Source organism: Bartonella sp. CL71SXKL, from assembly GCF_042194935.1.
GTDB lineage: Bacteria > Pseudomonadota > Alphaproteobacteria > Rhizobiales > Rhizobiaceae > Bartonella.
The window spans coordinates 1-23826 of sequence record NZ_JBHINI010000017.1; the positions used below are offsets into that span (position 1 = coordinate 1).

21 protein-coding genes, 1 tRNA gene and 2 pseudogenes are annotated in these 23826 nt (G+C 36.9%); 8 read left to right on the forward strand and 16 right to left on the reverse strand.

What is annotated here, in order from left to right; all coding sequences use genetic code 11:
• Nucleotides 1-105: 105 nt before the first annotated feature.
• The 3 genes and pseudogenes from ACFILA_RS07715 to ACFILA_RS07725 all read left to right on the forward strand — a co-directional run.
• Entirely contained in the window at nucleotides 106-300 is a 195-nt protein-coding gene (locus tag ACFILA_RS07715; RefSeq protein WP_375631215.1) for a hypothetical protein, read from the forward strand.
• Between the two features lie 294 nt (nucleotides 301-594).
• Nucleotides 595-1212 (forward strand): annotated as a pseudogene (locus ACFILA_RS07720) (lambda exonuclease family protein); the annotation flags it as partial.
• 165 nt (nucleotides 1213-1377) lie between these two features.
• A pseudogene (locus ACFILA_RS07725) lies at nucleotides 1378-1560 on the forward strand (helix-turn-helix transcriptional regulator); the annotation flags it as partial.
• An 87-nt stretch (nucleotides 1561-1647) separates the two neighbouring features.
• Here the strand turns inward: ACFILA_RS07725 and ACFILA_RS07730 are convergent.
• From ACFILA_RS07730 to rpmH, 8 genes are all read right to left on the reverse strand, one after another.
• Nucleotides 1648-1732, reverse strand: a tRNA-Leu gene (locus ACFILA_RS07730).
• Nucleotides 1733-1845: 113 nt separating this feature from the next.
• On the reverse strand, nucleotides 1846-2466 hold the full coding sequence (locus ACFILA_RS07735) for a 2,3-bisphosphoglycerate-dependent phosphoglycerate mutase (protein WP_375660938.1): 621 nt from the start codon (nucleotides 2464-2466) through the stop codon (nucleotides 1846-1848).
• A 28-nt stretch (nucleotides 2467-2494) separates the two neighbouring features.
• Nucleotides 2495-3307 carry a 4-hydroxy-tetrahydrodipicolinate reductase gene (gene dapB, locus ACFILA_RS07740; RefSeq protein ID WP_375660939.1) on the reverse strand — a complete coding sequence of 271 codons (813 nt, stop codon included), beginning with the start codon at nucleotides 3305-3307 and terminating at the stop codon, nucleotides 2495-2497.
• A gap of 1219 nt (nucleotides 3308-4526) precedes the next feature.
• On the reverse strand, nucleotides 4527-5219 hold the full coding sequence (locus ACFILA_RS07745) for a glutathione S-transferase family protein (RefSeq protein ID WP_375631213.1): 693 nt from the start codon (nucleotides 5217-5219) through the stop codon (nucleotides 4527-4529).
• 139 nt (nucleotides 5220-5358) lie between these two features.
• Nucleotides 5359-6003: a ribosome biogenesis GTP-binding protein YihA/YsxC gene (yihA, locus tag ACFILA_RS07750; protein WP_273790710.1), complete on the reverse strand. Its 645-nt coding sequence runs from the start codon at nucleotides 6001-6003 to the stop codon at nucleotides 5359-5361.
• Complete coding sequence (gene yidC / locus ACFILA_RS07755; RefSeq protein ID WP_375660940.1) at nucleotides 6000-7838, reverse strand: membrane protein insertase YidC; 1839 nt, start codon at nucleotides 7836-7838, stop codon at nucleotides 6000-6002. Before yidC ends, yihA begins: the two co-directional genes overlap by 4 nt.
• Nucleotides 7828-8220 (reverse strand): ribonuclease P protein component, encoded by a 393-nt coding sequence (rnpA, locus tag ACFILA_RS07760; protein ID WP_375612257.1) that lies wholly within the window; start codon nucleotides 8218-8220, stop codon nucleotides 7828-7830. Before rnpA ends, yidC begins: the two co-directional genes overlap by 11 nt.
• A 117-nt stretch (nucleotides 8221-8337) precedes the next feature.
• Nucleotides 8338-8472: a 50S ribosomal protein L34 gene (gene rpmH / locus ACFILA_RS07765; protein WP_005864709.1), complete on the reverse strand. Its 135-nt coding sequence runs from the start codon at nucleotides 8470-8472 to the stop codon at nucleotides 8338-8340.
• Nucleotides 8473-9049: 577 nt separating this feature from the next.
• Here rpmH and ACFILA_RS07770 point away from each other — a divergent pair.
• The gene (locus tag ACFILA_RS07770; RefSeq protein ID WP_375660941.1) at nucleotides 9050-10111 is read left to right on the forward strand and encodes an Mrp/NBP35 family ATP-binding protein; all 1062 of its coding nucleotides are present in this window, start codon (nucleotides 9050-9052) and stop codon (nucleotides 10109-10111) included.
• A gap of 387 nt (nucleotides 10112-10498) precedes the next feature.
• Here ACFILA_RS07770 and ACFILA_RS07775 read toward each other — a convergent pair whose 3' ends face one another.
• From ACFILA_RS07775 to ACFILA_RS07805, 7 genes are all read right to left on the reverse strand, one after another.
• The gene (locus ACFILA_RS07775) at nucleotides 10499-11290 is read right to left on the reverse strand and encodes a pyrroline-5-carboxylate reductase (protein ID WP_273790714.1); all 792 of its coding nucleotides are present in this window, start codon (nucleotides 11288-11290) and stop codon (nucleotides 10499-10501) included.
• A 55-nt stretch (nucleotides 11291-11345) separates the two neighbouring features.
• Nucleotides 11346-11591: a hypothetical protein gene (locus tag ACFILA_RS07780; RefSeq protein WP_273790715.1), complete on the reverse strand. Its 246-nt coding sequence runs from the start codon at nucleotides 11589-11591 to the stop codon at nucleotides 11346-11348.
• A 102-nt stretch (nucleotides 11592-11693) separates the two neighbouring features.
• Nucleotides 11694-12062 carry a YraN family protein gene (locus ACFILA_RS07785; RefSeq protein WP_273790744.1) on the reverse strand — a complete coding sequence of 123 codons (369 nt, stop codon included), beginning with the start codon at nucleotides 12060-12062 and terminating at the stop codon, nucleotides 11694-11696.
• Nucleotides 12063-12066: 4 nt separating this feature from the next.
• Nucleotides 12067-12954, reverse strand: coding sequence for a 16S rRNA (cytidine(1402)-2'-O)-methyltransferase (gene rsmI, locus ACFILA_RS07790; RefSeq protein WP_273790716.1), 888 nt, complete (start codon nucleotides 12952-12954; stop codon nucleotides 12067-12069).
• A gap of 2041 nt (nucleotides 12955-14995) precedes the next feature.
• Complete coding sequence (locus tag ACFILA_RS07795; RefSeq protein WP_375660942.1) at nucleotides 14996-16660, reverse strand: 4Fe-4S dicluster domain-containing protein; 1665 nt, start codon at nucleotides 16658-16660, stop codon at nucleotides 14996-14998.
• Between the two features lie 3 nt (nucleotides 16661-16663).
• Nucleotides 16664-17584 carry an electron transfer flavoprotein subunit alpha/FixB family protein gene (locus tag ACFILA_RS07800; RefSeq protein WP_273790718.1) on the reverse strand — a complete coding sequence of 307 codons (921 nt, stop codon included), beginning with the start codon at nucleotides 17582-17584 and terminating at the stop codon, nucleotides 16664-16666.
• A 51-nt stretch (nucleotides 17585-17635) separates the two neighbouring features.
• Nucleotides 17636-18382 carry an electron transfer flavoprotein subunit beta/FixA family protein gene (locus ACFILA_RS07805; RefSeq protein ID WP_273790719.1) on the reverse strand — a complete coding sequence of 249 codons (747 nt, stop codon included), beginning with the start codon at nucleotides 18380-18382 and terminating at the stop codon, nucleotides 17636-17638.
• A 512-nt stretch (nucleotides 18383-18894) separates the two neighbouring features.
• Here ACFILA_RS07805 and ACFILA_RS07810 point away from each other — a divergent pair.
• The 3 genes from ACFILA_RS07810 (at nucleotide 18895) to ACFILA_RS07820 (ending at nucleotide 21624) form a co-directional block, all read left to right on the forward strand.
• A complete protein-coding gene (locus tag ACFILA_RS07810; protein ID WP_375631209.1) occupies nucleotides 18895-19713 on the forward strand; it encodes a hypothetical protein in 819 nt (272 codons plus the stop codon).
• Nucleotides 19714-19891: 178 nt separating this feature from the next.
• On the forward strand, nucleotides 19892-20812 hold the full coding sequence (locus ACFILA_RS07815) for a sulfite exporter TauE/SafE family protein (protein ID WP_375613503.1): 921 nt from the start codon (nucleotides 19892-19894) through the stop codon (nucleotides 20810-20812).
• A 2-nt stretch (nucleotides 20813-20814) separates the two neighbouring features.
• On the forward strand, nucleotides 20815-21624 hold the full coding sequence (locus ACFILA_RS07820; protein ID WP_273790722.1) for a TIGR02186 family protein: 810 nt from the start codon (nucleotides 20815-20817) through the stop codon (nucleotides 21622-21624).
• Nucleotides 21625-21646: 22 nt separating this feature from the next.
• On the opposite strand, the gene ACFILA_RS07825 is transcribed toward ACFILA_RS07820, so the two are convergent.
• Nucleotides 21647-21928 carry a DUF6460 domain-containing protein gene (locus ACFILA_RS07825; protein ID WP_273790723.1) on the reverse strand — a complete coding sequence of 94 codons (282 nt, stop codon included), beginning with the start codon at nucleotides 21926-21928 and terminating at the stop codon, nucleotides 21647-21649.
• Nucleotides 21929-23032: 1104 nt separating this feature from the next.
• Between ACFILA_RS07825 and ACFILA_RS07830 the strand changes: the two genes are divergently transcribed.
• A partial coding sequence (locus tag ACFILA_RS07830) for an ABC transporter substrate-binding protein (RefSeq protein WP_375660943.1) occupies nucleotides 23033-23826 on the forward strand: 794 nt, incomplete at its 3' end.

Consider the following 23826-nt stretch of genomic DNA (forward strand, 5'->3'; position numbering starts at 1 on the left):
TCTCCATAAAAAAAGCTCCGCAAAAAGCAGAGCTGGATTAAAAAATTGACATCTTTCTCATTCGGAAAGATAGCTTGTTAAAATCTATGTAGCATATAAACACAGATGTTTGTTGTCAAAAAAACACTATATTTTATAAAGTGGTTAGATTCATTAAAAGACAAACAAGCGCAAAAGAAGGTTGCTGCACGTATTTTTCGCCTTGAATATGGTCTTTTAGGTGATATGAAATATTTTCGTGAAATTGGAGAATTAAAACTAAATCACGAACCAGGCTATCGTGTTTATTTTTTCAAATAAAGATAAAGAGATTATCTTATTACTGAATGTTGGTGATAAATCTATACAACAAAAGGATATCGAAAAAGCTCTTCAATTAGTAAAGAAAATAAAACATGGAAATTACTAAATTTGATGCAAGTGAATATTTTAATACACCTAAAGATTTTATTAGAGGATGCCTTCATAGGAGCAAAAAATCTAACAGATATGTCTTATAAACAAGCCAAGATCGCTTTGTTTTCTTTGAAAAAAAAGCAATGCTCGCAAATGAATCAAGCACAATAAGAGCAACAAACGGCGGTGTGAGATGGACAAAGAACAGCAGAATGTTTTCAAGCAAGGTTAGGGAAAGTCACCGCATCTAATGTCTACAACGTACTCAGTAAGACAGCAAAAGGTTTGCCTACAAGCAAATATGAAGACTACAAAACGAAACTCATGACAGAACGCTTAATAGAGGAAATAAGTCAATCTTATACAACACCTGCTATGCAATGGGGCATTGAACATGAAGAGAATGCCTTAAGAGAATATGAATTCATTTATGACGCAGAAGTCACAAGATGCGGGTTTATCCCACACCCAAAAATGGAAATGGCGGGGGCTAGTCCTGATGGGTTGATTGGAGAGGACGGTTTAATCGAAGTCAAATATCCACAATCAACCACGCATTTGCGTTTTTTTATTTATGACGAAATCAAGCCTGAATATATCGCACAAATGCAATTCCAAATGGCATGCACTGGACGCAAATGGTGTGATTTCATGAGCTATAATCCAAACTTTGTAGGCAAATCTACTGGTTTGAGAATGAAAATAGAACGCATTCTCCGTGATGAGAAACACATTGAAGAGATTAATAAAGCGGTCGAAATCTTTTTAGGGGAAATAGAACAAGAGATGCAAAAGATTTTGACAAAAGCCGCTTAAACCTATGGGGGTGCTCTCTCCTTCTCCTCTTTCCTAAGCACCCCCACCCATTTAATTAATATAAAAAAGAGAAAGGTAATGAGATGATATTTGATGATGGAGATAGATGGGAATTTTAAAATAATATAAGATAAAGTTCTTATATTATTTTAAGAATATAATTATTATGTAACGACACGTGAGTGTGTACAGCTTTTTAGTGTATCCACAACAACGATTCGCAATTGGGTGCTTCAAGGGGGTGTTTCCCGGAGCCATATAAGCTAGGGAGAGCAGTGAGGTGGAGAAAAGAAAGAGATCTTAACCTTCACTCCAAAGAAAAATAAGGAGCAAATAAAAACAAATTAGATAAAATTATATAAACTGTAGAAGGTGGTCTAAAAATGGCTATTTAAAGAAAAAATCTATATATTTGAATATATTAAAGATACAAAATGGTGCCCAAAAGAGGACTCGAACCTCCACGCCTTACGGCACAGGTACCTGAAACCTGCGCGTCTACCAATTCCGCCATCTGGGCTCATAAAATTCATCTAAGCGCATGACGCAATTCTGTCAATAAAATTATAGAATTTATTTTTTCAGCTTAAAACGATTGAATTGAATTTTTGGGGAGATCATGATTTTAGAAGTTTAAGGTGTGAGGACTTTCTTTGATAAAATTGTTGAATCCGGATTAAATGTGTAAATAATAGGAATACCGGTCGCTAATTCTTGAGATATAATTTCCTCACCGGAGAGACCTTCAAGCGCCATAATAAGAGCACGAAGAGAATTTCCATGCGCTGCGATTAAAACAGTTTGGGAGCGCAAAATATGAGGCTGGATATGGTAAAGATAATAAGGCCAGATGCGCGCACCGGTGTCGCGTAGGCTTTCTCCATTCGGGGGTGCAATTGTATAGGAGCGGCGCCACATTTGCACTTGCTCTTGCCCCCATTGTTGGCGTACTTCATCTTTATTTAAACCAGAAAGATCACCATAATTACGTTCATTTAATGCAGGATTTTTTATCACTTCTAAATCTGATTGTCCCATTTGCTCTAAAATGTGCTGAGCGGTTTTTTGAGCACGCTGTAAGGTTGATGTATAAGCGATATCAAACTTCAAACCATATTCTTTCAGTTTTTTTCCTGCTGCTATCGCTTCGGCATGACCTTTTTCTGTTAAATCAGGATCTTTCCAACCGGTAAAAAGGTTTTTGAGATTCCATTCACTTTGTCCATGACGAATTAGTGTAAGTATGCGTCCCATTATGCATTGCCTCTATTCTATTGATTGTTTAAAATTCATCGTTCAATCCCAAAACATCGAACATTGAATAAAGACCGCTTTCATGATTTTGTGCCCATAAAGCTGCTTTTAATGCGCCATTGGCAAAGATAGAGCGTTCTTGCGCTGTATGTGAAAGAACAATGCGCTCATTGGAGCCGGCAAAAATGACACTGTGTTCTCCAACAACTGTCCCACCACGTGAACAGGAAAAGCCAATGGTGCCTTTTTTGCGTTTACCTATATGACCATTGCGTTCGTTGACACGCACATTTTTAAGCATAACATTGCGCCCTTCAGCTGCTGCTTGGCCAAGAAGAAGGGCTGTTCCAGAAGGGGCGTCAACTTTGTTAGCGTGATGCATTTCATAAACTTCGATATCAAAATCATCGGCTTCTAATGCTTTAGCGGCTTTCTTTACAAGGTTGGCTAAAAGATTTATTCCAAGGCTCATATTTCCGGATTTGACAATTGTTGTATATTTCGCAAAATCTGCAATTTTTTCTTCTTCTGTTTTGCTAAATCCTGTGGTGCCAATAATATGGACAAGGCTTTTTTGAGCAGCGTAGTTAGCATAAAGAATACTGGCTTCTGGTTGTGAAAAATCTAAAATACCTTCTGTATTAGAAAAGGCATTTTCGGGATCGTCAGTGATACCAATCCCAAGAGAATCTGAACCAATTAAGGCACTGGCATCTTTTCCTACAAACGGTGAGCCTTTGCGTACAAGAACAGCACAAAGCTCTACATCTTTCCTCTGCTGGATTGCTGTAATGAGTTCACGTCCCATTCTTCCATTTGCACCAACAACTGTAAGGCGCATTTTTATCTCCTTATAATACTTTACTGTGCAGTATAGGCAAATTCTTGCCTTCTTTCCAATGGTTCTTTTTCTTTATAGAAAAAATTTTTTCCTGCTTTAATTTATCTTGTTGTGCTGTAAAACACTGTTGTTTAGAGCAAGTGATATAAGATCTGCAAATTTAAATAGAGATGTTTTTCGTTAGAGTGTGTGATGAATATTCCTAAGTAAGGTTTGCTTATGTCACCTAAAGGAGATTGTGTATTACTTTACGCTTTTGTTTCTTTCGTTCTTTAAGGGGGGAGCGTTCTTCATGCAAAACAAGATCTCCAAAACAAAATACACCTATGTTGTCAATTCATGCGCTTTTCTTAAAGAAATATTTATCAATTCTTCTAAACTTATTTTATGATAGTGCTCGTGAGTGGTATCACGAGAGAGTATCCATGAATAATATAACATCTATTCTGCGCCACTATCTTTATGCTTCATAAATAGAGAAAATTAGCATTATCATACGTTTTGTTAGCCTTTAATGTTTTAATAATTCTTGGCACTTAGGCATTTTCATTCTTTTCTTTAATATTCTTTCATTTACCAATTCCATTTGTGACGCATAAGAAAGCGATTTTGATTGTTTTAAATGTGATGAAGGTAATGAGAAAAAGGTATTTGGAATTGATGATTAAAGTAAAAAAACGATTATTTATCATTGTACATCAATATGTTACCCATAAATAAAATCACGTAAAAAGGGGATAAAAACAAGGAGCTAACAAGAAGTTGGATTGTTTTCACACGAGAGTTGGTCGGATTCTTCATCTTTTAGGAAAGTCAGTTAAAAAAATTGTTATGTTGTAAAAACGCATGATGAGGATTTTTTTATTATAGAGCAAATAGTATATATGTTATGCAATGCGTTTTTTCATATATTGGGGAGACTTGAGGATAACATGCGTTAAATATTGTTATTTTATTTGTCTAGCTTCTAATGATGCTACAGCTCTTGTATTTAAAGAGAGTCGTTAAAATGCTTTCTTAAATATTTTTTATTCCTGTGCTAATCTTTTTTTGTGACACGATAAGAAAGTATTTTTTTTGATTCAATTATAATGGGTCTTATTCCCTGTTGAATACGATTATAAATCATTATATCGTTTATACGCATGCATAAAAATTCATAAACCTATAAATATCCTTTAGATAAAATATCACTTTTATTTTTGTTTGTGAGAGAAGGCTAGAAATCAAGATCTGCATAGTGAGCACTTGCAACAATTCCGCGGATGCGATCTGTTAAAAGAGAACGAAAAGAAGGGCGTGATTTTATTCTCATATACCAGTCTTTGGCAGCAGGAGATTGTTCCCAGTCAATTTCCCCTAGAAAGTCAAGTACAGAAATAGAGGCTGCTGCTGCTAGATCTGCATAGGACAAGGCAGAACCGACTAAGCTATCGCGAGAGGCACAGAGCCAATTGAGATAGTTCATATGTGGTAAAATATTGGCACGTGCATTGCGTAAAATTTGTGAATTAGGGGCACCACCGCCAATGGCAAGTGGCATTTCACGTTTATGGATTCGTTCTCGTACGATATGGCGCGTTGCTTCATTTTCGAATTTATTTAAGAACCAGTCATTGAGACGGCGTACTTCCGCACGATCTAAAGGATTTTCCGGAAAGAGCTTATTTTCTTGTCGTAAACTTCCATGTGTTTCGTCTAAATATTCGCAGATAACAAGAGGACCTGATAACGGAACCTCGTGTTCATCGAGAAAAACAGGAACATGACCAGCGGGATTGAGGGCTAGAAATTCGTGTCTTCTTGCCCATTCATATTCTTCAATCAGTTGAGTGGTTACACCATATTCCCCAAGAATGAGGCGTATGAAGCGCGAGGCAGCGGATAGGGGAGAGTGAAAAAGTGTCAGCATAATTTACACTATCAAATAGAGTTGAAGAGAATTCTTTCAAGTAATCATTTTTATAAAGATGCTTGACTAGAAGTACAAGATCATTAGTAGCTGCTAGTAATTATAATTAATAAATTGTTAATGACTAGGAATTGTTCTCTTATGCGATGGTTTGCAAAATGGCAGCACGTAATTCTTCTAAACCGATAGCTTTTTCTGAAGAGGTTACAAGAAGCTCAGGATAAGCTGCTGGGCGTTTAAGAAGCTTTGTTTGTGTGCTCATAATTAATTTTTCCAAGGCATTTGATTTGATTTTATCGCTTTTTGTCAAAACAATTTGATAAGAAACGGCTGCTTTATCAAGGAGAGCAAGAACATCTTCATCATTATTTTTGATTCCGTGCCGTGAATCAATCAAGATATATACACGTTTTAACGTTGTGCGCCCCCGTAAATAGCTAAAAATCAAATTTTTCCACTCATCAACAAGATTTTTAGGAGCAGCAGCAAAACCATAACCAGGCATATCTACTAATGCTAGAGGGGGAAGGTCTCCTAGTTGCCCACTGAAGCCATCGGGGACAAAATAATTAAGCTCTTGAGTCCGTCCTGGTGTATTTGAGGTACGTGCTAAGCTTTTTTGTTGAACGAGTGCGTTGATTAAAGATGATTTTCCAACATTGGAACGTCCTGCAAATGCAATTTCTGGTGGTCCTTCGGGGGGGAGAAAGCGTATTGCTGGTACACCACGAATAAAAATCCAATTGCGAGAAAAAATTCCAGAAAGGGAAGAATCTCTTGTCATTCATGCACTTCTTTTTTGGGTGATCTTCTCCAGATGGCTTTCAGATTATCAAAAAGCTCAATTTTAACTCCTTGGCGCTTCATCATGATACCTTGCTGAATGATTGATAATATATTGTTCCATGCCCAATAGATGACGAGACCAACAGGGAAAGAGGCGAGCATAAAAGTAAAGACAACAGGCATCCATGTGAATATCATCGCTTGGGTTTGGTCTTGAGGAGCGGGATTCATACGCATTTGTAAAAACATCGTTATTCCCATAATCAAAGGCCATGCACCAATCATAAGAAATGTTGGCGTTGTATATGGCAAGAGACCAAACAAGTTAAAAAGAGAAGTTGGATCGGGTGCCGCTAAATCTTTAATCCAGCCAAAGAAAGGGGCATGGCGCATTTCAATGGTGATATAGAGAACTTTATAAAGTGCAAAGAATATTGGGAATTGAACCAACATCGGCCAACAGCCTGCAAGGGGATTTATTTTTTCGGTTTTATATAGTTCTATTATTGCCTTTTGTTGTTTGGTTTGGTCATCGGGATACTTTTCTTTTATTTCTAGCAACCGCGGTTGTAAAAGCTTCATGCGTGCCATAGATTTATAAGATTTATTGGCTAGAGGGAAAAGAAGAGTTTTTAAGAGCACTGTGACAAGAAGGATGGCTATACCAAAATTCCCTGTTTGTTTATAAAGAATATCAATGAGGGAAAACATTGGTTTGGTGATGAAATCAAACCAGCCCCAATCAATTAAAAGAGCAAACTTTTTGATTTTTAGGTCATTTTGATAACTATTAATAATTTCAACTTGTTTTGCACCAGCAAAAAGACGATTTGTAACAGTTTTTGTTTCATTTGGGGCAATCGTTAAAAGCGACCCTAGCAAGTCAGACTGATAATGTGTTTGCAAACGATCAAAATAAATAAAACGGCTTGTATATTCTTTATTTTGCGGGGGAATAACTGCTACAGCCCAATATTTATCGGTAATACCAATCCAACCTCCTGTTACTTTGGAAAAAGTCACGCTCTTTTGCCCATTATCAGGATTTGGGTCAAGCTCTGCTAAGGTTTTATATTTTTCAGTTTTGAGCGAATCTCCAGCAATACCTATCATACCTTCATGAAGTAAATAGGTTGCATTTGTATGTTCTGGTGGTGCAGCACGTGCAACGCGGGCATAGGACGAGAGATGTATTGGTTGATCACTTTCATTGCTGATAGAATCCTCAATGGTAAACATGAAATGATCATCAACAGAAAGGGTCCGTCGGAAGATTTGTCCCTGTCCATTATTATAAATTAAAGTGATAGGTGTTGAAGGAGTCAGGATTGTATTGTTTCCCTCTACTTGCCATTTTGTATCCGATTGTGGCAAGGCTTTTGCTGGCAAAGACGCACTTGCAAAACCAAATTCAGCAAGGTAGGTCGTTTTGAAACCTTTAGGGTTTAGCAAATCGATTTCCGGTGATTTTTTATCGACTGTTAAACGATATTTTTTGAGGTGAAGATCATCAAATTGTGCACCAACAAGATTAATAGAGCCTTCCAGTTCATTGGTTTGGATCGCAATACGCTCTGTTTTGGCCAATACAGCTTTCCGGATTTCAGGTGTCATTGGCTGTTCGATGATAGATGTTGCTTGATGCGTTGAGGTATCGTCAGAAAAATCCGTCGTGGTAGTAGAAAGGGCTGATTGTTGTTTTGACAATTGCTGTGTGATGACATGTTGTTTTTGTAACTTTGCTTGTTTGGGAGCAACATGAAGAAATTGCCATGCGATGAGCACTACGAAAGATAAGCCAATAGCGATAAAGAAATTACGGTTATATTCCATCCGTACACCCTTGTTGTTGTTGCTGATGTTTTATTTTTGGTTTTATTCGCCGATTTAATTCACTAATCAAGGATGTAAAAGGCGCATGTAACACATCACGGTACGCTACAATGACATAATCTGTTCCTGCTTCCATGTGGTTTGTTACACCAACTCTCACGGCTTCACGCAAGCGCCTTTTAATACGATTACGTTTCACAGCATTACCGTTTTTACGAGTAACAGTGAAGCCTACACGTGCAAAAAGAGAATCTTTTCTTTCTGTTGTTTGTTCACGAGATTTAACTTCGAGCAAAAATAAAGGACCACGTCGTTTTTCTCCTGTACGGACAGCCAAAAAATCTGCTCTTTTGCGAATACGGCAGGGATGTTTTTTCTTCATAAAAGAACATTTCGCAATTTCACTAAATGCCTGCAAGCAGGCATTAGAGGTTCATAATGAAAGTTTCACAACGAAGAAATGATGAGCAATCCTCAACGGTTGTGAAAATTTAAATGGTTAGGCAGAGAGCCGCTTACGTCCACGAGCACGTCTTGCAGCAATAACTTTACGTCCTCCAGCTGTGGCCATGCGTGCACGAAACCCATGGCGGCGTTTACGGACAAGTTTAGAGGGTTGGTAAGTACGTTTCATTTATTTAAATACCGCGGAGTGCGGCCCTTCTTAATCTTCGTTTTACGAGCAGTTATGCGCGAGAGGGATAATTTTATCCTATCATACGGCTGTTAACCCATAAGGAAAAATATAAAAAAAGTCAATCTTAGATTGTTTTTCTCTTTCTTGAAAGAATACAAAACACCTTATAACTGTCTGTGACACTTTTTTACAATACTATAAGAGTGTTAGAAAATAACAATTGAATCTACAGAACGTAAATGGCTAGGGCGTTAAAGAATTAAAGAAAGTGTGACTGATTACTGTATGCTCAATTTAAAATATCCTTTAATATTAAGAGTTTTTTTTTACAAAATTTTTATCAGAATATTCATTAAAGTGGTTGTAGCACAAACATGATTAATAGGATTTATATCAGATTCTATGTTTGAGCTTCTTTATTTAAGGATGGTTTCATATTTTTAAAGAGAATAAGATATAAGTAATGTATACTTTATAATGCTGAGTAAAGTAGAAAATTATCAGGTGATAAGCCTGTAAGTATTTTTTGTTCTTATGCTTGTATTTGCTGGTATTTTTATAGAGAGGAAAGAACGTGGATCCTATCACAAGTGAAGCTGTCCGCAACGTATTACGTACAATCAAAGGACCAGATCTTGAAAGCGATATTGTGTCGTTGGGTCTTCTTTCAGAAATATTGATTGCTGATGGTAAGGTTTTCTTTTCTATTACAGTTCCTGATGGAGGTGTGCAAGAATGGGAATCATTGCGTCGTTCTGCTGAAAAGATGGTATGTGCCTTGGAAGGAGTGAAATCTGTTGTTGTCACACTTACAGCAGAAAAAACAACAAAGGCAGTACCTAGACGGAGAGCAAATCTCTTACCGATCAAAATGCCCATAGAAGGTGTGCGGCATGTGATTGCTGTTGCTTCTGGAAAAGGAGGGGTAGGAAAATCTACGATGGCAGTAAATATCGCCTTAGCTTTACAAGATTCTGGTTTCAAGACGGGGGTGATGGATGCTGATATTTATGGTCCTTCGTTGCCACGTTTGACAGGACTTGTTAATCAAAAACCACAGCTTATTGGAGAAAAAAAGATTCAACCTCTTGAAAAATTCGGACTTAAATTGATGTCGATGGGATTTTTGGTTGAGGAAGAAAAGCCGGTAGTATGGCGTGGTCCTATGGTTATGGCAGCTGTAACGCAATTGTTACGAGATGTTGTATGGGGCCCTCTGGACATTTTAGTCGTTGATATGCCGCCCGGTACAGGGGATGCACAATTAACGCTTGCTCAACAGGTACAATTAACAGGTGCGTTGGTTGTCTCTACGCCCCAAGATCTTGCTTTAGTGGATGCGCGTAAAGCAATAGAAATGTTCATGAAAGTCAATGTTCCTATTTTAGGACTCATTGAGAATATGAGTTATTTTATCGCTCCTGATACGGGAAAACGCTATGATATTTTTGGCTATGGTGGTGCACGGGCAGAAGCGGACCGTCGAGAAGTCCCTTTCTTAGCGGAAATACCGCTTGATGCAGCTTTAAGATTTTCTTCAGATGAGGGGGTCCCTATTTTTGTTGCTAAGCCTAGTGAAGAGCATGCTAAACTATATCGTAAAATTGTTGATCAAATAAAAAATCAACTCTTTTGAATGTTTTTTTAAGAGAGTTTATTAAAACACAATCATGAAAGACATAAAAATAGTTTCTTCTTTGTAAGGAGAAGTTTTAATGTGAGAATGGAGTATATTAGGTTAAATAAATAAAAAATTATTCATGCGTTTGGATAACCTGAAGGGGACACAAATTGAAGAGTTGGAGCCGTGAGGTAGAAAAAAATATTGGACTTGAGGCTAAAAGAAGACAGAAAATAAAAATAATTTAGAAAAATTGTAAAAGGTTGTAAAAAATATTTTAATAATCAATTTTTCCATAAAATAGTATTTTTTCAGGTGTAAAAAAGCATTTTTCGATGTGAGTTTTCTTGATATACATCTTCAACATTTAGTTTTTTCTTATTGAGATGATAAAAATATTGGTCAAGTCTTTTTAGAAGCATTCATTTTTTGCAAAGTAGCCTCAAGAGCGGTTGTTAAAGCATTCCTTCCCCCTTGATGAGAAAAGTAATCTGACAAAAATTCATTTGTTCCACCCTTTGTTGAAAACTCTTTTTCAAGCAGTGCAAAATCGAGAAATGCAGAATGATCCGTTGCTGTAATTTTACGCATTTCATCCGTAAGATTTCCAAACATCATAGTAAGGAATTCTGCTGATTGCTGTTTTTTTAACCCTTGTGTTATAAACCATTGATGGGCAGTTTCTATAAAATTAAAATATACTCCCATAAGTGAACCTGCTGTCATAAAAAGATTAAACTGCTCTTCCTTATCCAGCACTAATGTGCCCCCCAATGCATCAAATAAAGTGCGTAAAAAGGGATGATCGGGATAGATTGGTGTCAAATTTTTGCATTCTGCAACAAAAGGTAATGGAACAGCACGATAAACTTTATGATTAATCCACTCTTCTATTTCTGCTGCTTTTGCCATAGCAAGTACGGAAATAACCAGCTGTTCTGGACGAAAACAAAGAGAGCGCAAAACGTCTTCTGCAATTTGATTGGGCAAGCAAAGAAAAACACAATCACTAATATCGAGCAACGCTTGGTTATTTTCAGCAATCATAACCGTATCATAGGTGCGTGAAAGGCGCTCTGCTGTTTGTGCATTGCGAGGCGAAACAATAATGGAAGAAACATCAAAGGTGCTTGTCATTAAGCCATTCACCATTGAAGCACTGATTGTACCCGTTCCTAAAAAGCCAAGTTTCATTTCTATTTCTCAGTTTTATATTTTTAAAGGAATCTCAATCAACATTTCAGGTGTTTTAACTAACATAAACGCTAATTGAAGAAGCAACACATAACATAGCAAGAATAATCAAGCCCAAATAGATTTTAGGCTTGTCAAAGAGAACGGCAAAAGCAGAAAACCAACCAACAACAGCTGCGGCTAATGCAAATAAAAAACCTGGTTTATTCATAAGAACAATATGCATTGCCATTAAACCACCAATAATGAGCGCTCCAAAAATAATGAGTAAACCTGTTGCAAACTTTTCATAATCATCCATATTTTGCTCCTTATAGCGCTCAATTATTACACACTTTTTAACGCATATGCACATAAAAACGAAATGTTTTTTATTGAATATGGTTAAAACGGGGGGTGTCTTTTATTGATCAGATGTAAAAAATGCAGGGATATGCTGTGGCCAACGCCAAGGTAAAATTGCAACCAAATCAAAGCGCACAGACAAAAGGGCATAATCTTTTTGCCGTGCGAGCCAAATATCGGCAGCTGCTTCAATTCGCCTTTCATTCATTCGGGAAACCGCTTCCATTGCTTCAGCCAACGTTGAACGTGCTTTAACTTCAACGATTAACACAAGATTTCCGCGTCGTGCAATTAAATCAATTTCCCCACATTTTGTTTTAAAACGCCTTTCGGCAATGTGAAACCCTTTGCAACGTAGCCACCAAGCTGCCAATTTTTCTGCACGTACCCCTCGATAAAAAGACTTTTGTCTGCGTTTTTTTTGCATCATTTTATGCATTTTTTAAAAAGATTAATCGCTGAAAAAGTTCCTGCTTTTTTAAACCGGTTTTTTTTGCAACAAAAGCTGCCGCTTGAGCAGCAGAATATGTCCGTGCGCGTTCTAGTAGCATTTCATCAATTTCTTGATCACTTATCACATTTAAAGAAGAAGATGATTCTCCTACAACTACAACAATTTCCCCACGAATATGTGCTTGTTTTCTGTAATTTTCCAACAAGTTCCCCAAATTGGAAACATCTACTGTTTCAAACTTTTTTGTTAATTCACGACAAATGGCAGCAGGTCGATCAGCCGAAAAAAGTGTGACCATATCCTGTAAAGTTTCAACAAGACGATGCGGTGATTCATAAAAAATCAAAGTTGCTGGAATCTCTTTTAATTGTTCCAACCGTTTTCGGCGTTGTAGCTTTCGTGCACTCAAAAAACCTGCAAAAAAAAAGCTATCAGTAGGAAGCCCTGTCGGTATAAGAGCGGCTAAAAGAGCGGATGCTCCAGGAATAGGAATGATTTTATGACCAGCTTTACGGGCCTCTTCCACCAATCGAAATCCGGGATCAGAAATAAGTGGTGTTCCGGCATCTGAAACAAGTGCTACTGTTTTGTTTTCTGCTAAAGCCGCTAAGAGCTTTGGACCCGCTTTTTGCGCATTATATTCATGATAGAGAAAAGTTTTTTTTTGAATACCGTAACGTTCTAACAAAACACGTGTTACTCGCGTATCCTCACACGCTAAAATATCAATTCCTGCAAGCACTTGCAAAGCACGAAGCGTAATATCTGCAAGATTTCCGATAGGTGTTGCCACAAGATAAAGCCCTGATTCTATAACGGGTGCAGAATAAGCATGCGCACCTATAAAATATGCTTTTTCACACATGCTCTTTTCTTTTCATTAAATTCTCCTCACCACAAGATTTTTATCCATACTCATAAGCCATTTTGGCTTATTTTTTACCAGCACATTTTTTATCATTACAAAGGCTTACCTTACTCGAATAATCGATTACACTACAATAAGATAATTTCATATTTAACGTCTTAATTTAACATTATTATCTATTTTGATCCGCGTTATTTTTTCCAGTAAAACAAATTCCAAATGTAACCAATATTCTATCAGCCCCATGATTTTCTATAAAGTTTTTCCTTCGAGAACCAAAAAACAATTTTACCCATGTTATCATCTCATGCTTGGTTATGCTCTTTTAAAAGCTAAGCTTTTTAGATTATTTTCATAATGCCGATTTTTCAAATATTCTATTGATATCCAAACTGTTTTTCTGAGCAAATATAAACAGCCTCTTTTGAAGCACAAACAGTTAACTGGCAGCTGACTGTATTGTTATTGATTAAATATAAGCTCTTATCAGCAAAATACTTTATTTTTTCATATTCTCTATAGCTTTAACAGTATAATGAGTACCTTAGAAACGTTTAAGGCTAATTTTTATCTTAAAGATTTGATTTATAATGGAAAATTTATTATTTTGCCTATTAATTAGGAGCTTTAAATATCGTAACATTATCTCAGCTCTTCTTATAGTCATTAATCAAAATTATTTTCGTGCATCTTGAAACCCTCTCAAAGCAAAGATTATCGCATCATTGGGGATCGCAGAGAAAATGATGCTGTTAGCTTGTACTTTTTATTTCGTAAATATAGAACTGTTCGTTCACAGGAGTGTGTTATACCTTTTTCGGATAGTGTCGCGAAATAATTGTTTGATATGAGAGCTATCTCTTAAAAACAAGCCCATGATTGAACAACACAAGTCTGCTTTAATTTTGGATACCTTATTTTTTTGAAGGATATGCTCCCATAAAAAACGTAAGTAATAAAAGCGGGGACAATACGTTATCTCTTCTTTTTAGAGGATATTGTGATGCTTTTGAAAGTTTTAAAACCAAATGGACAGATGATAGTAAAGAGGAAAACAGGTTTTTTCCTTTCAGGTTTCATATTCTTGCTAAATGAAACTGTATTTTCGTTTCAGAGATTACTCAAATAGAATATGCAATATTTTTGCTCTAGCTACAAAATCTGGAACGGCGTGCAGAGCTTTCATTCATCTTAATCTTTCTTTTAAATATACCACTATGTTCAATTTGGATGTTGATTTACAAGCAACAGCGAAAGCACAAGCTTTATAAACAAACAACTCTATAAAACGCGTCATAGAGTGGTTATGAAAGCTATTTTGGTTTTTATCAGATGTTTTGCTAATAGCGATAGTCTCCATGGCTTGGTATCTGCTTATTCTTACGGTATTTGCATACATTCATTGCAGTATATTGGTAAAGGGCAGTATATTGGTAAAGGTTAGATGCAAGGCGATTATCTTTAATGCAAAAATAAAAGGTTAATGTAAGATTTTTTCGTGTCATTATCATTAGAAACATAAAAAGGGCTTGAGCAAGCATGCTCTTTATCTCTTTATCTCGCAATGTTTTTTCTACATTTGTTTGTGGTTTTCTTGAGTGAGCATTACTTGCCAAGTGTAGGAGAAAAAATAAACTTGAAGTGTACCTCCGTAGGTTTTGCTCTTGGCTAGTTAAAACGATTGATGTTTCTTATGAGATGGCTAAAAGCATTTTGGATCATGTGGGAGAGGGGGTAAAGTAGAACGGGCTTATTTTCTTTCAGATTTTCGAGAACCGCGGTTTTTCCTTTATTGCAGAATTTTCAAGAATATATTCATTATTGTTTTGTTATTTAGATAAAAAAATTTTGATAAAAATATGTTATGTTTTTCTATTGAAAAAAGTCATGCGGTGAAGAGAGTATATTATATGAGAATAGAGTTCTTTTTACATTGTGAAAGAACGTATGAAGGAAGGTGATTGATAGATTTCTGATCTGGGAAATATTTTTATTCAATGTGTTTTGTATATTTCAATTTTAGGAAAATGAACAATGATTACATATTGGGATAGAAGGGGCCCTCATTACCTTGCGGACAGATCCAAGTGATATTTTGGTTTGGATCTTTGATATCGCATGTTTTACAATGTATGCAATTTGAAGCGTTGATCATATAAGTCAGATGATCATTATCCTCTAGCCACTCGTAGACAGCGGCGGGACAATAGCGTGTAGAGGGTCCTCCATAGATCGTATATTCAGAGTCTTTTTGTTTTTTTAATGAGGCTATTTTTAAATGACAAGGTTGATTTTCTTCATGATGCGTATTGGAAAGGGCAACACTTGAAAGGCGATCAAAGGTTACAACGCCATCTGGTTTTGGGTAAGAAATGGGTTGAAATTTTTCTGCTGGTTCAAGGCATGCATAATCTTCCTTTCCATGGGAGAGTGTTTTAAATAAGGAAAATCCGAACAGTTGTTGCCACCACATATCAAAACCAGCAAGTTTAATTCCATATTTTGTCCCATATTTTTCCCAAAGCGGTTTGGCATTTCGCACTTTATAAAGATCTTTTCCAATGAGCCCTTTTCGCCATTGTTCTTCGATTTCTTTAACCTCATCATGGGCACGCCCTTGTGCAAGAGCGGTAGCAATTTTATCGGCAGCTAATATGCCAGATAAGATGGCATTGTGTGATCCTTTGATACGAGGAACATTGACAAATCCAGCAGAGCAGCCAATAAGCGCCCCACCAGGAAAGGTGAGTTTTGGTACAGATTGCCAACCTCCTTCGCTGATAACACGTGCACCATAGGAAAGACGTTTTGCGCCTTTAAAGATTTTATAGAGTTTTGGATGTGTTTTAAAACGTTGAAATTCTTCAAAGGGAGAAAGGTAAGGATTTTTGTAATCTAAGTGCACAACAAAACCGACAGAAATGATATTGTTTTCTTGGTGATAAATAAAGCCACCGCCACCGGTATTATTGTCTAAGGGCCAACCAGTGAAATGTTGTACTAAACCGCGTTGGTGTTTGTTGGGGGCAATTTCCCAGAGCTCCTTGAGACCAAGACCAAATTTTTGTGGTTCTCGATTTTTGCTAAGATTAAAATGTTGTATCAGTTGTTTTGCAATTGAGCCGCGTGCTCCTTCCGCAATCAGAGTATATTTTGCCAATAAAGCCATCCCAGGCATATAATTTTTTCCAGGGGTTCCATCTTTGTTAAGCCCCATATCTCCGGTGAGAACACCAATAATAGCTCCGTTATCTTTTTGGATGATGGGTTCTGTTGCTGCAAAACCAGGATAGATTTCAACACCCAACGCTTCAGCTTTTTTGCTTAGCCAGCGGCAGACGCTCCCAAGCGAAACGATATAACATCCGTTATTTGATAAGATTTTAGGGTGCAAAATATTGGGAAATACTGTGGACTTTTGAGGCTTTAGAAAAAAAAATTGGTCCTGTGTGACAGGGGTTGTGAAGGGATGGTCGTTATCATTTCGCCATTCTGGTAAGAGTGTATCGATACCAATGGGGTCAACAACTGCGCCAGAGAGAATATGTGCACCAACTTCGGTCCCTTTTTCAACAATTGTGACAGAAAGCTCAGGATTAATTTGTTTAAAACGAATTGCGGCAGAAAGCCCTGCAGGTCCTGCTCCGACAATGACTATATCAAACTCCATACTTTCACGTTGGTCATGCAGAGGTGCTTTCATGGCTTATAAAGCTTTCTCCAATTCTGGAATAATTTGGTGGAGATCACCTACAAGGGTGTAATCGGCAATTTGCATGATGGGAGCTTCTTCATCTTTATTAATGGCAACAATAATTTGTGCATCCATTATACCGGCTACATGCTGGATTGCACCGGAAATGCCAACGGCGATATAGAGTTCAGGGGCAACGACTTTTCCTGTTTGTCCAATTTGCCAATCATTGGGAGCATAGCCTGCATCCACTGCTGCGCGGCTGGCACCTAAAGCAGCATTTAATTTGTTTGCAAGAGGAAGAAGCAGGGCCATAAATTTCTCTTGAGAACCAAGACCACGCCCGCCTGATATAATAACACGTGCTGAGGTGAGCTCAGGACGATCACTTTTGTTTGTCTCTGCTTTTACGAAAGAAGAAAGATTTGGATTGGGAGCTGGTGTTATTGTTTTAATGGGAGCAGAATTATTTTGGGAAGGCGTTGGGGTGAAAGAAGCGGTGCGAACTGTTATAATCTTTTTATAATCATTGGTGCGTACAGTTTCAAATGCATTGCCTGCATAAATTGGTCGTTTGAAGGTATTGGGTGAAAGAATGGCGGTAATATCTGAAATTTGCATAAGATCAAGAAGAGCTGCTACGCGCGGCATCACATTTTTCCCAGTACTGCTGGATGCTGCCATGATCACATCATAATCATTTGCTAACGTGAGGATTGTATCTGCCATAGGCTCGGCAAGTTGATGGGCTAAATAGTCTGCTTTTGCAATAAGAACTTGCCGCACACCATTAAGTTTAGCACTATTTTCCGCTATCGTTTGAATTTTTTCTCCGCAAACCAGAATATCGATATCATTACTGAGTACGCGTGCAGCGGTGAGTGCTTTTGCTGTTTCTTCTGTATTATGATCGGCCAATAAAAGAATTGCCATAAGTTTTTGCCCTTTTATGTGAGTGTTGCTTTTACTCTAGTGGTGAGAATATTAAATGCAGTTCTTCTGTTTTAAGGCTCTAACAAGTTCTACTACATTTGCCACTTTTATACCGGATTGACGGGGTTTTGGCTCTTCAACGCTTAAAATTGTTAAGCGTGCTTTCGTATCGACGCCAAGATCAGTAAGAGATTTTTGTTCAATGATTTTCTTTTTTGCTTTCATGATATTGGGGAGAGAGGTGTAACGCGGTTCATTGAGCCGTAGATCGGCGGTCATAACAATGGGAAGGGGAAGACAAAGGGTTTGTGTTCCATTATCAACTTCACGAGTAACTGTAGCATGCCCATTTTCTATGTTAAGATGTGAGGCAAAAGTTGCTTGTCCCCACCCAAGAAGAGCAGCGAGCATTTGTCCTGTTTGGTTGCTATCGTCATCAATTGCTTGTTTTCCTAAAAAGACCATATTAGGTTTTTCTTCATCAACAATGGTTTTGAGAACCTTAGCAATTGCTAAGGGTTCAAGTGTTTGATCCGTTGTGACAAGAAGTGCGCGATCAGCTCCCATTGCAAGTCCTGTTCGTAGAGTTTCTTTGGCTGCTTCTGGGCCAATTGAAACAAGAAGAACTTCTGAAATTTTACCGGATTCTTTTTGGCGAATGGCCTCCTCCACGGCTATCTCATCAAAAGGATTCATAGACATTTTTACGTGAGACAGATCAACGCCTGTATTATCAGGTTTGACGCGTATCTTGATGTTATAATCAACAACACGTTTGACAGCGACAATTATTTTCATAATGATCCTCTTTGTTTGTACGTCATAAGTTTATAGCAATACTCATAAGAAACCAAATTGTTTAGAATGAAGTCTCAATTTATAACTTGTGTTCTCTTTCATATAAGCTTTTTTTACGTTTACTTGTACTTTCTCGTCGTCATTTTCAATCTTCATATTTTTGCATTGCCATAATTGCCCTATTTGCTTGAATAAAAAGTAAAAAAATCAATTTGTCTTGTGAGAATATTTTTTTAGTTCCTTATGCTTTGTTTATGATGGTGCAATAGGTCCTTTATGCAATGAAAAATTAAGTAAAAAAGATAAAAATGGGGGAATGATTTTTCTCTTCAAATCTTGAATACAGAAAAATTAAAGATCTTTCTTTCAAATATTTTAGATAAAGATTGGGGAAAATATTTCTAACAAAAAAGTTTTTGGGAGTTCTTAAAGCTCTATTTACTAAAATAGAGCACACTTTCTCATCATTTGTTGCGATTCTTTTCAAAAAGGTTAATGAGGGGTAGGCGTTTGTGAATACGAAGGGTCATACGATCGGCCAGGCGACCAAACAGGTTAGGAACGATAAAGTCTTTTCTTTTGTTGAACAGAAAGAGAGCATGGATACTTCTGTAGAAGTAACGATGTCGGATATTGCTCAAAAATTACGCACCGTTTATGCGCAAATGCAAATGAAGCATTCGCCTCGTTCTTTAATGCAGCAGAGTTCGGTAGAAGAGCATTTTAAATCTTACTTAGATGATATTAGTCGGGCCATTTTGGCTGAACATTATATACGTCGTCAAAGAGAAAAAAAGCTTTTCCAGTCTTTAGAGCAGATTAAAACAATTGTTCAAAGTTTGCAGAGTGAAAAAAAAAGCTTAGAAGAAGCAGCGGTAACACGACGGGTGTCTCGTTCAAAATCACCTGATTCTGTTGTACAAAAACTTGCTCACATGGAATGTGAGGGAAATCAAGAACGCTTATTACTTCAAAAGGTGCAAAATTTTTCGAAAGAAAACAGCATAATTTCACTCCAAACAAATGTTGAAAATACGGTGCAGCAAGAAGATAGAAGCCCTTTGCCCAGTGATGCTCTGAAATCTTCTTTTAAAAAGGTTGAGGGGGTAGTGGAGCATGCTGTGATAGAAGAAAAAGGTATGATGGGTGCTCAGGCATCTAATCATTGTATTGAGAATGATTTTTCTTCTTTAAGGACGCAGTCTCGGGAACATGTGTCGTTTTTATCTTATTTGCTAAAAAAAGGTGTTCTTTGTTTTTTAACCGTTGCATTTGTGGTAGCGATAACGTTATGTTTTTATAGCTTTTTAAAAGGAGCTCGTTTTTTTTAATTTTTATGATGTTGATGTTAATAGATGTGAAATGTATTGCGCATTCGTGTTTGTGCGGAAGCTATAGCAACTAAAATTATCCTTTTAAACACGCAACAGAGATTATTGGAAAAGAGGATAATTGGAGAAGGATTCTCTAATTGTAAAAAAACCTCAAATTATCTTGAAGGTTCTGTAAGTGAGTATTTATTTACCAATTGCTGAAATGTCACTCAATATGCTGATCTTGATTGGTATGGGAGTCGTTGCTGGTTTTTTTTCAGGACTTTTTGGAATCGGTGGTGGGTTTCTCATCACGCCGTTATTGATTTTTTATAATATTCCTCCTGCTATTGCTGTTGGAACAGGTGCTAACCAGATGATTGCGTCATCTGTAACAGGAGCAATTACACATTTTAGAAGACGTACGCTCGATATTAAACTTGGTATTCTTTTGGCGATTGGAGGAGGGATTGGTTCTTTAATCGGGATTCAGGTTTTCTCTGTTTTGAAAAAGTTAGGTCAATTAGACTTAATGATTTCGCTTCTTTATGTGATTCTTCTTGGAAGTGTAGGAAGCTTGATGATCGTTGAAAGTTGGTATGATATGATGCGCAAGCGTAAGGCAGGAAAAGCCAATATTCGTCTTGCTGGTCGACATAATTGGATTCATCGCTTACCCTTAAAAATGCGTTTTCGGACATCTATGATATATGTTAGCATTATTCCAGTTTTAGGGATTGGTCTCATTGTGGGGTTGTTGTCTTCTATTATGGGAATTGGTGGGGGGTTCTTTATGATACCAGCATTGATTTATCTTCTGCGTGTTCCAACCAGTGTGGTGATTGGGACTTCACTTTTTCAGATTACATTTGTGTCTTCTTTCACGACAGTTTTGCAAAGTATGACTAATCAGTCCGTTGATATTGTCTTGGCTTTTTTGTTAATGCTTGGAGGAAGTATTGGTGCGCAATATGGAACACGGGTTGGACGGAAGTTAAAGGCTGAACAATTGCGTATGGCACTTGCATTTTTAGTGTTGATTGTGTGTATGCGTCTTGCTTTTCAATTATTTATACGCCCTGATAATCTTTTCTCTCTGGATATTCTTATGAGATAAAAATGGGTAGATTATTTTCTTTATACATCATTACAGGTTGCTTTTGTTTTATTTCTTTTTCTACATGGTCACATGTTGGGACGCCAGCTACATTCATTGATCAAGTTGACCACGAAACTGTCCAAATTATTGTAACAACGAATACGATTACTGTGGATGCAAATTTTGCTGGTCGTGATCTTTATATTGCTGGTGTTTTGGAAAATATTGATCCGTTATATTCTCGACAGAACCGTTATGATATTGTTGTAAGCTTGGAGGGACAAGATCGGACAATGGTGATGCGAGAAAAAAAACGCAATGCCGGTGTATGGGTCAATACAGATTCTCTTATTTTTAAAAAGGTTCCTCTTTTTTACTCTATGGTCACAACACGTGAAATTGACGATATTACGAGCATTGAAGATTATAAACGCTTAGGGTTAGGATTACTCTATTTGCCATTGCAGACGGATGAACAAGATCAGAAAAAAATACAAATCTTTCGCGATGAACTTATAAAATTGCAAAAAGCTAAAAGCCTTTATTATGAGGAAGTGGGTGGGGTTCGTTTTGGTTCTGACACACTTTTCACAGCGCATTTTCGTTTGCCAGCAAATATTCCGGTTGGACATTATAAAGTTCGTGCTTATCTTTTTCGTGATGGACAGTTTATTGATAGTGCAACAACGACTCTTGAAATTGTTAAAGCACATATCACCTATACAATTTTTTATGCAGCGCACAAGTATCGTTTTTTATATGGTATTGTTGCAGTGATTATTGCTATTACTACAGGATTTTTGTGTCGTTTGATTTTTCGAAAAGATTAACGCAAGGAAAATGTTAAGGCTTTTATTTTTTATGAAAAATTCGTAAGATAAGAAAAATAGGCACAACAACAATAGCTCCTGTCATAGTTATATGGAAGAAATTTGTAAGCGTTATAAATCCTGCTTCCCATAGTGATTGAAAAAAATCGACTATTTTTTGTATGAGGTTTCGAGGTGTCCATCCCAAAAAATTCATTACGATACCAATGAAGAATGAAAGGATAAGCAATTTTAGACTAACGCGGCTTGATTTTTCTCCAAGAAACGCATGAAAAGAATCTAATAATTTTTTTTTTCGCTTCATTTTAATATACTTTCAAAGATCGTGTTTTTTATTGTATTATCATGGTACAGCGATGTTATTATCATAAAGGAAAAACATTTTTTTATTTTTTCTTACTTTTTTGAGTTTATCACCTTAGTCTGGTTAACGGTGCTGGTTTTTGAAATATACACATGTTTTATTGCATTTTTTGCGATATTTTCATGGCCCTTTTTTATTAAATAAAGGGATATCCTTTCGTTTCTGAGAATTTGTAGAGAAATTTTATAACGTTTCGATATTTCACATCAGAGTGAGAGTTCTAGTATATTGAAGATTTTGTAACGAACTTATTATTGTCGTGTATAGAAATAATATTTCAAGACAGTTTACTTAAAAAAGACTATCTATTCTAATAAGGGTGTGCTTATATAAGTATTATATTTAGATATTTCAACCTTGGTGCATTGAAAAGATCTTTTTTTCTGAAAAAATGTAAGCAATGATAAGCAATGAATTGAGTGTTGTTAAAGGAGCAAAGATATTAAAAATACGATGTTGAAAAAAGTTTTGTTATGTATATCCGCGTGAGGGAATGTAAGAGGTTTGTGGTGCCCGTGCTCCTTTTATTTGGAAATAAGATATAATTAGAAGCCGTTATTTAGTGGGGAATTATGGAAAAATTCAAAATTCCTCTTGCAGAAGGGGTAGAGGTGTTTCATGTTAGCCGATGGGTGAATTTTTCTGTTTTGTTAAAATATCAAATTATTATTAGGGTTCTTCGTTATTAAGGCGCTTGAGTTAACAGGGGAGAGCCCTTTGATGGCATAAAAACGCTAGAAGAAAGAAGTGACAAGCTTGCCTGATAATAGAGAAGAAGTCTTTGTCTTATCGCGTTCAATGGTAGACGTTGTAATATTATCAATAGATTTGTGATGGGTTATGTCATTCATCATATATTAAATTGCTTTTCGGTGCATATTGGGGGCTTGTTAAGTATGGACAGGAGAAAAGGTTGGAAAGTGGTGCTGTTTGAAAGTTTTAATACTTTGTTTTAGGGGCCTATGGATCGTCTAACCTTATGATTAAGCATGTTCTTGTTGCGTGGGAAATTTATATAATAAACTTTATTTAAAAGGAAAAGTTATGAATTTGAAGAAAAAAATATTGAAAGGGAGCAGCTTTCTTGTTTCTGCTTTTATTGCACTGGGGGTAGTTGGACAACAGGTTTCAGCAAAAACACCGGCTGATACCCTTGTGATGGCTTGGAATCTTGATGCAATCAGTACGTTTGATCCTGCGCAGCTCAATGATGTTTATGGAAGTGAAATTGTTCGCAATGTTTGTGATAACTTGGTGAGTACTGCGACAGATGATCCTGCTAAAATGGTTCCTGCTTTAGCAACGCATTGGGATGTTTCAGGTGATGATCACAGTACGATGATTACTTTTCATTTGCGTGATGGTTTGAAGTTTAATAATGGCAGATCAGCCAATGCCAATGATCTTGTTTGGGGTATGAAGCGGGTTGTCAAATTGAAGATGGGTAATGCGGCAATTTTTAATGAATATGGAATTGTAGAACAAAATGTTGATGATGCTTTGCAAGCTCCTGATAAGAAAACAGTTGTGATGAAATTTGATAAACCTTATCCAGCAGAACTTATTCTTAATAATATTGTTGCAAGTCCTGCAACAGCTTTGCTTGATCGTAACACGATTATGAAACACGAAAAAGATGGTGATTTGGGAAATCAGTATTTGAAGAGTCATGCTGCTTGTGTTGGTCCTTATCAGTTAAAAAGTTGGCGCCCTGGAGAAGCTCTTTTGTTGCGTGCAAGCTCTCACTATTGGGGACAAGCGCCTAAACTGAAGCAGATTTTAATTCGCCATGTTGCAGAGCCCGGAACACAACGCTTGTTGTTGCAAAAACATGATAT

Coding starts and splice junctions, on each gene's coding strand:
- ACFILA_RS07715 (WP_375631215.1), top strand. CDS start 106: ATGTTTGTTGTCAAAAAAACACTATATTTTATAAAGTGGTTAGATTCA.
- ACFILA_RS07735 (WP_375660938.1), bottom strand. CDS start 2,466: ATGGGACGCATACTTACACTAATTCGTCATGGACAAAGTGAATGGAAT.
- dapB (WP_375660939.1), bottom strand. CDS start 3,307: ATGCGCCTTACAGTTGTTGGTGCAAATGGAAGAATGGGACGTGAACTC.
- ACFILA_RS07745 (WP_375631213.1), bottom strand. CDS start 5,219: ATGCTGACACTTTTTCACTCTCCCCTATCCGCTGCCTCGCGCTTCATA.
- yihA (WP_273790710.1), bottom strand. CDS start 6,003: ATGACAAGAGATTCTTCCCTTTCTGGAATTTTTTCTCGCAATTGGATT.
- yidC (WP_375660940.1), bottom strand. CDS start 7,838: ATGGAATATAACCGTAATTTCTTTATCGCTATTGGCTTATCTTTCGTA.
- rnpA (WP_375612257.1), bottom strand. CDS start 8,220: ATGAAGAAAAAACATCCCTGCCGTATTCGCAAAAGAGCAGATTTTTTG.
- rpmH (WP_005864709.1), bottom strand. CDS start 8,472: ATGAAACGTACTTACCAACCCTCTAAACTTGTCCGTAAACGCCGCCAT.
- ACFILA_RS07775 (WP_273790714.1), bottom strand. CDS start 11,290: ATGAAACTTGGCTTTTTAGGAACGGGTACAATCAGTGCTTCAATGGTG.
- ACFILA_RS07780 (WP_273790715.1), bottom strand. CDS start 11,591: ATGGATGATTATGAAAAGTTTGCAACAGGTTTACTCATTATTTTTGGA.
- ACFILA_RS07785 (WP_273790744.1), bottom strand. CDS start 12,062: ATGCAAAAAAAACGCAGACAAAAGTCTTTTTATCGAGGGGTACGTGCA.
- rsmI (WP_273790716.1), bottom strand. CDS start 12,954: ATGTGTGAAAAAGCATATTTTATAGGTGCGCATGCTTATTCTGCACCC.
- ACFILA_RS07795 (WP_375660942.1), bottom strand. CDS start 16,660: ATGAAAGCACCTCTGCATGACCAACGTGAAAGTATGGAGTTTGATATA.
- ACFILA_RS07800 (WP_273790718.1), bottom strand. CDS start 17,584: ATGGCAATTCTTTTATTGGCCGATCATAATACAGAAGAAACAGCAAAA.
- ACFILA_RS07805 (WP_273790719.1), bottom strand. CDS start 18,382: ATGAAAATAATTGTCGCTGTCAAACGTGTTGTTGATTATAACATCAAG.
- ACFILA_RS07820 (WP_273790722.1), top strand. CDS start 20,815: ATGGGTAGATTATTTTCTTTATACATCATTACAGGTTGCTTTTGTTTT.
- ACFILA_RS07825 (WP_273790723.1), bottom strand. CDS start 21,928: ATGAAGCGAAAAAAAAAATTATTAGATTCTTTTCATGCGTTTCTTGGA.